The sequence below is a fragment of the Lactobacillus sp. UMNPBX1 genome, from assembly GCF_002554085.1.
GTDB classification, from domain to species: domain Bacteria; phylum Bacillota; class Bacilli; order Lactobacillales; family Lactobacillaceae; genus Lactobacillus; species Lactobacillus crispatus.
Window position 1 is genome coordinate 57,458 of the sequence record NZ_PCZI01000009.1, and the last position, 11,549, is coordinate 69,006.

Consider the following 11,549-nt stretch of genomic DNA (forward strand, 5'->3'; position numbering starts at 1 on the left):
AATTATAAAAATTTTTAACATAAAAAGAAGGCAATAATTATGGATAAAAAATTTGCATTTGCTGAATTAGAAAAATATCGTAAGATTTCAACTCGAAATTATGAGTTTTCATTTACTAAAAAAAAATCAGGGTACTCAGTTAATAAACATGGAAAAGTGATTGAGATTGCTAGTGCAACTAAAAATGATTTGTTGCGTGCATATAATTATGCATTAGGTCTGATTAAGAATGATGTTGACCAGCGGTGTACATATTCATCACATTTTGACGAATTAATTGGAATGATTGATTTAGCAAGAAACGCAGTTTTATCAGTTAATTATTTTAAACAACAAATTTGTCGTTTGGCAGGTTTAGGCTACACTGAAATTTGGCTTTATTTGGAAGATGAGTTTGCAATTCCAGAAGAACCTTATTTTGGGATGCAACGTGGACGCTATTCGCAAGCCGAATTACACGAATTAGCCGTTTATGCAGATAAGTTAGGTGTAACTTTAGTGCCTGCAATTCAGGCATTGGCTCATTTGAAAAATGTATTTAAATGGGAACATTTTAATGATATTGCAGACACTACTGATAATTTATATGTTGGTAAACGTAAAACACGTGAATTCGTCAAAAGAGAATTGATTGCGGCTACTAAACCATTTTTAACTAATAAAATTCATCTTGGAATGGATGAAGCGCATAATTTAGGTTTAGGAAGATACTTCTTTGATCACGGAACAATAGATCAATATGGATTAATGAAGCAACATGTTGAAATGGTTTTTGAATTATGCAAAGAACTTAATCTCAAGCCAATGATGTGGAGCGACATGTGGTTTGAGATCGGTAGTCCTACCCATATGATGTATGATCCGCAAGCAAATTTAAAAGAATTTAAGGTTGATCCTCAAATTGGACAGGTTTATTGGGATTATTACTCAACTGATGTAAATCATTATCTGCCAGTAATGAAAAAGCATTTTGAATTAACAGACAATGTCTATTTTGCCATGGGAATTTGGACTTGGGGTCGTCTGGCACCTAATCAAAGCAAGATGCTTGCTACCATTAAAGCAGGAATGATAGCGGCTAAAAAGGCAGGGATTAAAAAAATTGCAACTACTGCTTGGCGAGATGATGGAGCAGAGACACCATTTGCGGCTTCATACTTAGGTTGGCAGGTATTTTCAGATTATCAATATGAGGATCAACCTGAGCAAAGAGAGTTTGCAAATAATTTTAAAATGATGCAAGATGAAGATTTTACAAGTTATATGTTATTGGATCAGTTTGATAATCCTCGTTCAATTACGAATGAAAAAGATATGATTCCAAGTAAATTATTGTTATATGAGGATTTGATGCAACCACGTTATTATCAGAATTTGAAGCATGGCGATTTCAGTGAATATTATCATGAATTAACACAAAAATTATCCGATGTGGTGCCATCAGAGTATTCTGGCTTGTTGTTTAATTATTATATTCAACTTGCATTGGTTTTGAGCAAGAAAGCCCATTTGATGAATGATCTAATTAACAAAAAATATTCTTTAGGTGAGCTGTCAGACTATCGTGCTGAGTTGCAAGATCTGGCAGATCAGAGAATGCATCTTTGGTTTAATGAAAATAAGTCTAATGGATCAGAGATTTTAGATATTCGCTTTGGCGGGATGCTACAGAGAATTAGAACTGTGTCGGATTTGATTGAAAGAAATCAATTCCAAATGGATCTTCCAACTAAAGAAATGGATAAGCATATTGATGATGAATTTGGTAATGGACGATATTTTGAAATAGTCAGCCCTAGTGATATTTCGTGGTGATGTAAAGGATATGTGTTTGTATATGAACACATATTTTTTATTATTCTTTAGTTTGTACATCTTATTCTTTAATTAGTTTATTTAGCTATCTTGAAAGCGCTTTTATAATTGTAAGTGAAATGAGGAAAGGAGGAAAAGAGAATGAACACGTCAAAGAAGAAAGAAAACTTTTTTCAAAAAGTATATAGAAATAGAATATATCTTTTGCTTGTTCTACCAGGTACGATTTTTCTAATTATATTCTTTTACATTCCTGTAGTGGCTAATTTAGTAGCTTTTCAAAATTTCCAGTATTCAGACCAAGGATTTATGTATAGCTTATTCCATAGTCCTTGGGTAGGATTTAAGAACTTTCAATTCTTCTTTAAATCTGCAGATTTTTGGATAGTTTTGAGAAACACGGTAGGTTATAATTTGGCATTTTTGGCATTGAACTTCTTCTTCGCTATTTTTAATGGTATTGTGATGAGTCAATTAAGAAATAGACGAACATTGAAAGTTTACCAAACTGCAATGCTATTTCCATACTTCTTGTCATGGGCTGTGTTGGCATACTTCGTTTATGCATTCTTAAGTCCGGACAAAGGTATTATTAATCAAATTATCCAGGCTACGGGTGGTAAACCAATTGACTTCTATAATACTCCAGCTGTATGGCCGGCAATCTTGATATTCTTGGGAGTATGGAAAGGTTTAGGTTATAACAGTATCTTATACTTTGCTACAGCTATGGGTATTAATCCAGAATATTATGATGCAGCTATGATTGATGGGGCAAATAAGTGGCAACAAATTAAGAATGTTACTTTGCCTCAAATTCTACCGGTAGCTACCTTAATGTTTATCTTAAATGTAGGTGGTATCTTTAGAAGTGACTTCGGTCTATTCTACTTAGTGCCTCGTATGTCTGGTTCCTTAATAAACGTTACACAGACTTTTGATACTTACATTTATCGTGCTTTAACACAGACAAATGATATTGGGATGTCAACCGCAGCAGGTTTATTGCAATCTGTAGTTGGTATGGCATTAATCGTTATTACAAACTTAATTGTAAGAAAGAAGCAACCTGACGCTGCTTTATTCTAAGGAGACGGATTTATGAGAAAGAAAAAACACCTGTCTGCGGTGGAAATCCGTAGCTTTAGTAAAGGAACAAATATCATCTTTAATATTTTGTTGGCAGCAGTTGCCTTGAGTTGTGTTTTACCTTTCTTCTTCATCATTATTTTGTCATTGACCAAGGAAAGTGACATTACAACTTATGGTTATCAATTCTGGCCAAAACATTGGACGTTTGCTAGTTATGAATATCTAGCAAGAATGAGTAACCAATTACTTACAAGTTTGGGAGCATCAATTTTTATTACTGTAATTGGTACTATCATGAATAGTTTGTTTAGTTCAACTTACGCTTATGCTATTTCAAGAAAAGATTTTGCATTTGCTAGATTCTTTACTATTTTTGCTTTAGTATCAATGCTATTTACTCCGGGTATGGTTCCAACTTATTTAGTTGTTACGCAGATGTTGGGGTTGAAAGACAACATTTGGGCAATCATTCTTCCACAAGCTTTCGGTGTTTATAATGTTTTAATTATGAGAACTTATTTCAAGACATCAATTTCAGAATCGATTCTTGAATCTGCAAGAGTTGATGGTGCCGGTGAATTAAAGATCTTTTGGGACATTGTTGTTCCCCTAGCAATTCCAGGTATTGCAACAATTAGTTTGTTTACTTGCTTAAGCTTATGGAATGATTGGTTCAATGCAATGCTTTACTTAACAGATACTAAGTTTATCCCATTGCAGTATTTGTTAGTTCAAATTCAAAATAATATTCAATACATGACTCAGGCAATGACACAAGGTGGTAGCACAGCTTTAGCAGGTGCTGAACTTCCTACTGAAGGTATGAAATTTGCAGTTGTTGTAATTGCTACCTTGCCAATCGCTTTGACTTATCCTTTCTTCCAAAAATACTTTGTTAAAGGAATGCAAATTGGGGGAGTTAAAGGTTAGAGAATACATGGAGGTATTCAAAATGAGAAAATGGAATAAAGTCGCTTTAAGTGCTACGGCAGTTCTAAGTTTAACGACATTATTAACTGCTTGTGGAAATAAACAAAATTCATCTAACGGTGGTAAGACAGTTGTGTCAATGTACATGCCAGGTGATAAACCTAAGAACTATTCAGCCATGATTAAAAGAGCTAATAAAGAATTAGCTAAAAAGTATCCTAATGTGCAATTATCAATGAAATTTATTGGCTGGGGTGATTATCAACAAAAATATAATGTAATGGTCACCTCAGGTGATAAATATGATTTAGCTTTTGCACAAAACTATGCTGTTAATGCGCAAAAAGGTGCATATGCTGATATGACTGATTTAATTAAAAAGTACGCTCCTAAAGCATATAAGGGAGTCGATCCAGCTTATTGGAAAGGTGTAAAAGTAAATGGCAAGATTTATGGATTCCCTGTAAATGGCAATGTTTATGCCAATAATGCTATTACTTTTAATAAAGCATACTTAGATAAGTACAATATTAAACCTGATAATATTAAAACTTATGCTGATGCAACTTCGGCTATGGCTAAGTTCCATGCTGCTAAACCAAATGTTGCTGCTTTTGCTATTGGACAAGGATTTAAGGCTAGCCCTCGGCATATGGACTTCCTCTTAGGAAATGGGCTTCCATTTGCTGTTGATTCAACAGGTAAGAGCAGTAAGGTATTCAATGCATATGATCAACCAGAAATGCAATCAATTTTAAAGACATTACATGGATGGTATCAAAAGGGATATATTCCAAAAGATGCAGCAACTTCTACTACTCAATATAACTTACAAGATAATACCTGGTTCTCACGTCAAGAAACTCAAGGACCATTTGACTATGGTGATACTGCATTGGAAAATGCTTCAGGTGGTAAGAAGATGGTAAGTTATGCAATTACTGATTCTTTAAAGAGTGAGGCTCAAGCTCAAGTAGCTATTTGGTCAATTTCAAAAACTTCACAACATAAGAAGGAAGCTATGGAAGTCTTGAACGCATTGAATACTGATCCGAAGCTCTTGAACAATATTACTTGGGGACTTGAAGGACAACAATGGCACTTTACTGATAAAGCAAAGGGTAAGATTAAGACTACTTCTAAATATCAACCAGGTTACTTCATTGGAGCTTGGATGATGGGTAACAATGACTTACTTTACACCCAAAATACTTTGTCACAAAAGAAGATTGATCAACGTAAAGAAGACATCAAGAAAGCTAAGGAAGCTAGTGATTTAGGCTTTATTCCAGACACAACTCAATATAAGACAGAAGTTACTAACTGTTCTAATGTTATGAGTAAGTATCTTGATATCTTAAACACTGGTACAGCTGATCCTGTTCCAACTATTAAGAAAATGGATAAAGAATTAAAGACAGCTGGTTATGATAAAATTCAAGCTGGTTTGCAAAAACAATATGATAAATTCTTAGCTCAAAAATAATTTAAGAGTATTTTGAAAAAGTGTCACTCGTTTTTATGATGAGTGACACTTTTTATGATAGTATAAGTTATAGTGGATGAAAGAGGTTTCAATATGGTTGGATCAGTGATGCAGAAGGCATTTGTCAGGGTGCTAGTATTGATTATTTTAAATTTGGAATTTTGGCTTTTTTCTTTAGCTGGACTTTTAGTTTTAGGATTTGGGCCAGCTTTGAGGGCAATATATGAAACGTTCTTGAATCATAAATTTAGATATCAAGAATATTCGTTTAAAGAGTCATGGAAAATCTATAAAAAATATTTTTGGTTAGCTAATTTACATTTTTATGTTTTCTTCTTACCAATGTTATTTGTATTTTATGACTTATATTTAACTTCACAAATGAAAACACCATGGATCTTACCTGTAATAGTAACTATGGTCGTCTTGGAAATTTTAATTCCAGTAGTAGGAATGTATACATTAAGTTTAGAAAGTAATTTCGATGTAGATTTTAAAAACGCAATTAAATTAGCTTTTGCAGAATTTTTTGTAGATTTTTCAGGTTTGATCAAATTTGTTGCAGGTACGGCAGGAATAATTGCAATTACATTCTTTTTCCCAGGGTTATTATTATTTATATCAATTTCGGCAGTAGTTATTTGGTGTCAATTGACTACCAAGAATTGGATTTATAAGGTTGAAAGTCAGATAGAATAAAATGAAATCAAGTTTTCAACGCTTAATGTTAGGTTTTACAGTTATTCTTTCTCTTATTATTTGCATAACAACAGCTATTTTCTTAAATATTAGTATCAAAAATTACAAATTAGAACAAAAAAGTGTTCAAAACTTGGCGATTACTAAAGTTAGTGATGAGTTGCAAAATGAAATAACGATTACTAATAATATTGCTAATTATCTTTCAGAAAATCAGTCACGAATTAATAATATTCATAAGTATTTAGAAAATGATCCCGCTAAGTATAGTCAACAGATAATTGATGATAGCTATCAAAATAATGATTATTTTAATTGGCCTAAAGCAAATGAAAGTTTTTATGTTACGTATCCTACATTAACTAATTTGTCTGTTCAGTTTGATGATATAAATGTGGCTTCACAGTCTAGTCGTTATAATACGAACGGTAGAAAAATAGCTAGTAATAAAGCTTTCAATCCTAGGATGATTTATAGCAATATTATTAGTCCTCAACAAGACAGCATTGTCGGAATTGTTGGAGCAAATTATGATCAAAAAATATTGAATAAAGATTTGAATAGGATTAGTAATCATACAAAGCTGCAATTAGTTTTAATGTCACAAGATGGACGAGTTTTATATAATTTTGCGGATAAATCGATTTCTAATTCTGAACGTAAACATATTCGACGAGTATTTAATGATAAAGGTGTTTTAGGTTTAAAAGATTATTCATATAAGAAGGCTGATTTAGATAAAGGATATGTCGTTTATACCTTTTTTAATGATGTAGATTCTAAAAAACTGATATTTAAGCGTATATTGCCTATTTTAATTTGTGGGGTAATTGTTCTATCCTTATTACTTGGTTCATTTATTGCTATTTTTACAAGATATAGAAAACAATTATCAGAGATTATTAAAACAACTAAGCAAGTAAGCAATAATGATTTAAATGCTAGAGTAAAAATTGATTCGAGTCATTATGGTGATTTAAACCTCCTGTCGCATAGTATCAACACTATGTTAGATGAGATTAACAATTATATTAATACAATTTACAAAATGCGAATTGCGCAACAAGATGCACATATGAAGTCTTTGCAAGCACAGATTAGTCCGCATTTTATGGCGAATACTCTTGAGTATATTAGAATGTCAGCTCTTGATATTGGAGCAAGAGATTTGGCCAAAGTGGTATTTAGTTTTGCTTCATTATTGAGGAGTAATGTTGGCAATCAAGTTCAATCTACGATTAAGGCAGAAATAAAACTGGTTAAGAATTATATCTTTTTATATCAAGTTAGGTTTCCAGATAAGTTAGCCTATCAAATTAATGTTGATCCTGATCTTGATAATGTAAAAATCCCAAAGTTTACTTTGCAGCCTATTATTGAAAACTATTTTGCTCATGGTGTAAATTTTGCCAATGGCAATAATGCAGTGAAAGTAAAAGGCTGGCTAGAGAATGGACGAGTAAATATTTGGGTGATTGATAACGGAAAGCATATTGATGTTGAAGAATTAAGTAAATTAAATTTACATTTACAAGAGCCTATTGTTGGCGATAAGTCCATTGGCTTGCAAAATGTGTATGCAAGAATGTCAAATTATACTCATAACTTTAAAATGATGATTATTAATAATCGGTATGGTGGAATAACGGTAAAGCTGTCGTTTGATTTTGAAAGTTAGGTAGTAAGAATGAATACATTGATGCTGGTAGATGATGAATATATGATCCTTAAAGGGATCCCTAAATTATTGGATTGGTCTGAGATTAATATTGAAATTGTCAAAGCTGAAAAAAGTCCGTTGGCTGCTTTGGAATTCTTAAAGAATAATCCCGTAGATATATTAATATCTGACATGAATATGGCAGAATTGCCAGGAACTAAATTTTTACCAGCAGTCAAGAAAATACAACCTGATATTCAGATTATTGTTTTGTCCGGATATGAAGATTTTTCTTACGCTAAGACTGGATTAGAACAAGGTGTAGTAGATTATTTAAATAAACCAGTAGATCCTGATGATTTACAAAATGCAGTAGAAAAAGCTCAGCGAAGGATAAAGAAGAGTAAAAATATCAAACATCAGGCACAGATGGCTAGCCGAATTCAAGTGCGCGATGTATTACATGGCAAATTACCATTGGCTACTTTGACGGAAGCCAGTGATAATTATGCAATTATTGGCTTAATTGATGTCCAGGATAACATTACTCAAATATTACAGAAGCTTGATTTTGTATTAGGGTATCAAGAGGACAACAATAATGTTTATGCAATAATTACATATACCTCAGATAATTTAAGCTTGGTTAAGCAAAAAGTGGCTGATTATTGTGAAAATATGATAATTGACCGATTATTTGCCAATGATGATGTAGTAGCTAATGGAAGAAAAATAGAAGCTCTTGCAAATAAATTAGTATTTTATCAATTAGAAGATCAGGTAATTGACCTTAATGAAAAGGTAACGCCGCTTGCAGTAGCAGATTTTGTTTCTAAGTTAGAGTTGAACAATTTAAGTGCGGCAGATTTCGATAGTTATTTGCAAGAAATCTATCATCAACTGGGACTACATCAAAATGAAATTAAAGACGCAAAATATTTTAGTCGTTTAGTATTAATGAAGATGTATGGTGAACATCATGAGATTAATTTAGATTTTGCAGCTTTGATTGCTCAAATTGAAAATACTGAAAATATTAGTGAATTGTCAGATATTTTAAATGATTTCTTTGCTCAATACCGTAAGAATCATAGAAAGTATCCAGAAGTGATTGAACAGGTCATTGATTATGTGGCTGATAATTATAACCAAGAATTAAGTCTAAAGAAGGTAGCTGATATTTTTCACATAAATTCAGTTTATCTAGGTTCAATTTTTAAAAAGAATGTGGGACAAAGCTTTGCCAAATATTTAAATAGCTATCGTATTTCTCGTTCGATTGAGATAATGTCTAATTCTCATTATGATATCAACGAAATCTCAGAAATGGTGGGCTATCGCAATAATAATTACTTCTTCCGTGTGTTTAAGGAGCAAACTAAAATGGCTCCAAGTGAGTATCGCAAGATGGTTATTGAAAAAGAGGAATAGTTATGGATAGTCATGAATTAAAAAAGTTATTTCCAGAAGCAACAAATATTATCCCTAAAGATAAAGATCAAAATTTAGCTTTATCGCTTGAAGGAAAGACTTGGTTTATAGCTAAAAAGGACTTAAGTGAGCGTGAGTTTTTTCTCTTAAAAAATTTAGAAGGAAAATATGATTTATTTAAGACATATACACCTTGGCAAAATTATCTTTTTAATGGACAAAAACAACCATTAATTAATGGTAAGCTACGTTTTTTGTATCTACATATTGAGAATTTAATATCAGAAAGAAAAACTGAATGGCAAGATTTGATTTTATCATTTTTTAATTCTGAAGTATCGTCTTTTTGGCTTGATCAGACTGTATTTGTAATTATTGATAAAGAATGTACCTTAACTCAATCAGATATTATGGGAATAATTACTGCGATTGATGGCGACTTTGAGACAATGACTCGAGTCCTGATAGGCTTAGTTTGGTGTAAAGAAGATAATTTACCACAAATATTTAAGGAAGAAAAATTAATTGGAAATGATTTTCAAGAGCTGAAAAAAGTTGTTGCTATTCCAGAAATTGCACTTCAATTTTATTTTGCACATTCTACTAAGAACAGTATTATTTTGCAGACATATAAGAAAAAGCTTTCAACGAGCTCGGAATTAATCACATCTCTATACAAGGTTGGCGGCAACGTAACCCAAGCTTCTAAAGATATGTATATTCACCGGAATACTTTGGAATATCGAATAGATAAATTGCAGTCGGCAACAAATTTAAATTTAAGAAAGATGGATGATTTGGTCTTTAGCTATTTGATTATTAGTTAAGTTGCACAATAAATTTAGTCACCTTTACATTTAAGCGCTTACATTATTTTTATAGAATATTTATGTAAGATGAATGATGAATATGAGGTATAAAAATGGTTGAAGTAGATTTAAATCACATTTATAAAAAATATGACGGAAATGACTTTTATTCAGTAAATGATTTTGATTTACACATTAAGAATAAAGAATTTATTGTGTTTGTTGGACCATCTGGTTGTGGTAAATCAACAACTTTAAGAATGATTGCTGGTCTGGAAGATATCAGTAAAGGTACCTTAGAGATTGACCATAAAGTTATGAATGATGTGGCTCCAAAGGATAGAGATATTGCGATGGTATTCCAGAACTATGCTTTGTACCCACATATGACTATTTATGACAACATGGCATTTGGACTGAAACTACGGCATTATTCTAAAGAAGATATTGATAAAAGAGTAAAGCATGCTGCAGATATTCTGGGATTAAAAGAATATTTGCAAAAAAAGCCTTCAGAATTATCTGGTGGTCAGCGCCAGCGTGTGGCTTTAGGACGTGCGATTGTGCGGGATGCTCCGATCTTCTTAATGGATGAACCTTTGTCAAACTTGGATGCCAAGCTTCGTGTTACCATGCGTGCAGAAATTGCTAAGTTACACCAAAATTTGGGTACGACTACAATTTATGTTACCCACGACCAAACTGAAGCGATGACCTTGGCTGACCGAGTAGTGGTTATGTCAGTAGGGCATGTACAACAGATTGGTACACCGCTTGAAGTTTATAACAAGCCTAAGAATATGTTTGTCGCTGGCTTTATTGGCTCTCCACAAATGAACTTCTTCAATGTTCATTACAAAGATGGGCAAATTTCCGACGGTAAAGGATTAAAAATTGCTATTCCAGAAGGTAAGGCTAAGATGTTAGAAGAAAAAGGCTACAATGATAAGGATTTAGTCTTTGGTATTCGACCAGAAGATATTCACTCTGAGCAAGCCTTTTTAGATACTTGGCCAAATGCTGTTGTTAATTCAACAGTAGTTGTTTCAGAACTTCTAGGTGCAACCATCCAGCTTTACCAAAAGGTTGATGGTACTGAATTTGTTGCTGATGTTAATGCACGTGATTATCATAAGCCTGGTGATCAAGTTCAAATGGGCTTTGACGTCAATAAGGCACATTTCTTTGATAAAGACACTACTGATGCAATTAGATAAAAGAGGCGAAGATTATGGCAGCAATTCATATTAAGAAACTTCTATCTGAATTGAAATTTAAGGCTAAATGCCCTAAATGTAATCAAGAATTTGAAGCTAAGTTTGGTGAAAATAAATGTTCAAACTGTCAAACCATTCTTCAATTTGAACCCAAGAATGATTGGGGCAATTTAAGAGGACTATAAAAAAGAGACTATCTTAACTTAATTAGGTTGAGATAGCCTTTTTTTAGATTATTTTAATCAAAAAAGTGAATTAGATTGATCGTAAGCGTCAAATAAAATAGTGTACTTAAAAACCGTCCCAGTTACTGTTATACTGAGACGGTTATTTAAGTTCTTTTATTTACAATTCTTCTGGATCTTCTCTTGCCACGGTAAATAAGCTTCAAGGGTTTCCGAATCCAGAAT

At 32.6% G+C, this 11,549-nt stretch carries 10 protein-coding genes; all 10 read left to right on the top strand.

Annotated features, from left to right (window positions below; all coding sequences use genetic code 11):
• Positions 1 to 39: 39 nt before the first annotated feature.
• The 10 genes from CP352_RS06300 to CP352_RS11065 all read left to right on the top strand — a co-directional run bounded on the left by CP352_RS06300 (position 40) and on the right by CP352_RS11065 (position 11,324).
• Positions 40 to 1,815 (top strand): benzene 1,2-dioxygenase, encoded by a 1,776-nt coding sequence (locus tag CP352_RS06300; protein WP_061204878.1) that lies wholly within the window; start codon positions 40 to 42, stop codon positions 1,813 to 1,815.
• Positions 1,816 to 1,956: 141 nt separating this feature from the next.
• Positions 1,957 to 2,904 (top strand): sugar ABC transporter permease, encoded by a 948-nt coding sequence (locus CP352_RS06305; protein ID WP_061204877.1) that lies wholly within the window; start codon positions 1,957 to 1,959, stop codon positions 2,902 to 2,904.
• Positions 2,905 to 2,916: 12 nt separating this feature from the next.
• On the top strand, positions 2,917 to 3,837 hold the full coding sequence (locus CP352_RS06310) for a carbohydrate ABC transporter permease (RefSeq protein WP_061204876.1): 921 nt from the start codon (positions 2,917 to 2,919) through the stop codon (positions 3,835 to 3,837).
• Positions 3,838 to 3,859: 22 nt separating this feature from the next.
• Complete coding sequence (locus CP352_RS06315; RefSeq protein ID WP_089150949.1) at positions 3,860 to 5,323, top strand: ABC transporter substrate-binding protein; 1,464 nt, start codon at positions 3,860 to 3,862, stop codon at positions 5,321 to 5,323.
• Between the two features lie 93 nt (positions 5,324 to 5,416).
• Positions 5,417 to 6,022 carry a YesL family protein gene (locus CP352_RS06320; RefSeq protein ID WP_089150948.1) on the top strand — a complete coding sequence of 202 codons (606 nt, stop codon included), beginning with the start codon at positions 5,417 to 5,419 and terminating at the stop codon, positions 6,020 to 6,022.
• Between the two features lies 1 nt (position 6,023).
• Positions 6,024 to 7,700 (top strand): sensor histidine kinase, encoded by a 1,677-nt coding sequence (locus tag CP352_RS06325; protein ID WP_089150947.1) that lies wholly within the window; start codon positions 6,024 to 6,026, stop codon positions 7,698 to 7,700.
• Between the two features lie 9 nt (positions 7,701 to 7,709).
• The gene (locus CP352_RS06330; RefSeq protein WP_089150946.1) at positions 7,710 to 9,113 is read left to right on the top strand and encodes a response regulator; all 1,404 of its coding nucleotides are present in this window, start codon (positions 7,710 to 7,712) and stop codon (positions 9,111 to 9,113) included.
• A 2-nt stretch (positions 9,114 to 9,115) separates the two neighbouring features.
• Positions 9,116 to 9,940, top strand: a complete 825-nt coding sequence (locus CP352_RS06335; RefSeq protein WP_061204871.1) for a helix-turn-helix domain-containing protein — start codon at positions 9,116 to 9,118, stop codon at positions 9,938 to 9,940.
• Between the two features lie 95 nt (positions 9,941 to 10,035).
• Complete coding sequence (locus tag CP352_RS06340; protein ID WP_089150945.1) at positions 10,036 to 11,139, top strand: ABC transporter ATP-binding protein; 1,104 nt, start codon at positions 10,036 to 10,038, stop codon at positions 11,137 to 11,139.
• A 14-nt stretch (positions 11,140 to 11,153) separates the two neighbouring features.
• Positions 11,154 to 11,324 carry a hypothetical protein gene (locus tag CP352_RS11065; RefSeq protein WP_158227696.1) on the top strand — a complete coding sequence of 57 codons (171 nt, stop codon included), beginning with the start codon at positions 11,154 to 11,156 and terminating at the stop codon, positions 11,322 to 11,324.
• Positions 11,325 to 11,549 lie beyond the last annotated feature (225 nt).

Bases quoted from the DNA above. Each gene is read 5' to 3' on its own strand.
- CP352_RS06320 (WP_089150948.1), top strand. From the start codon at position 5,417: ATGGTTGGATCAGTGATGCAGAAGGCATTTGTCAGGGTGCTAGTATTG.
- CP352_RS06300 (WP_061204878.1), top strand. From the start codon at position 40: ATGGATAAAAAATTTGCATTTGCTGAATTAGAAAAATATCGTAAGATT.
- CP352_RS06335 (WP_061204871.1), top strand. From the start codon at position 9,116: ATGGATAGTCATGAATTAAAAAAGTTATTTCCAGAAGCAACAAATATT.
- CP352_RS06310 (WP_061204876.1), top strand. From the start codon at position 2,917: ATGAGAAAGAAAAAACACCTGTCTGCGGTGGAAATCCGTAGCTTTAGT.
- CP352_RS06325 (WP_089150947.1), top strand. From the start codon at position 6,024: ATGAAATCAAGTTTTCAACGCTTAATGTTAGGTTTTACAGTTATTCTT.
- CP352_RS06330 (WP_089150946.1), top strand. From the start codon at position 7,710: ATGAATACATTGATGCTGGTAGATGATGAATATATGATCCTTAAAGGG.
- CP352_RS06315 (WP_089150949.1), top strand. From the start codon at position 3,860: ATGAGAAAATGGAATAAAGTCGCTTTAAGTGCTACGGCAGTTCTAAGT.
- CP352_RS11065 (WP_158227696.1), top strand. From the start codon at position 11,154: ATGGCAGCAATTCATATTAAGAAACTTCTATCTGAATTGAAATTTAAG.
- CP352_RS06340 (WP_089150945.1), top strand. From the start codon at position 10,036: ATGGTTGAAGTAGATTTAAATCACATTTATAAAAAATATGACGGAAAT.
- CP352_RS06305 (WP_061204877.1), top strand. From the start codon at position 1,957: ATGAACACGTCAAAGAAGAAAGAAAACTTTTTTCAAAAAGTATATAGA.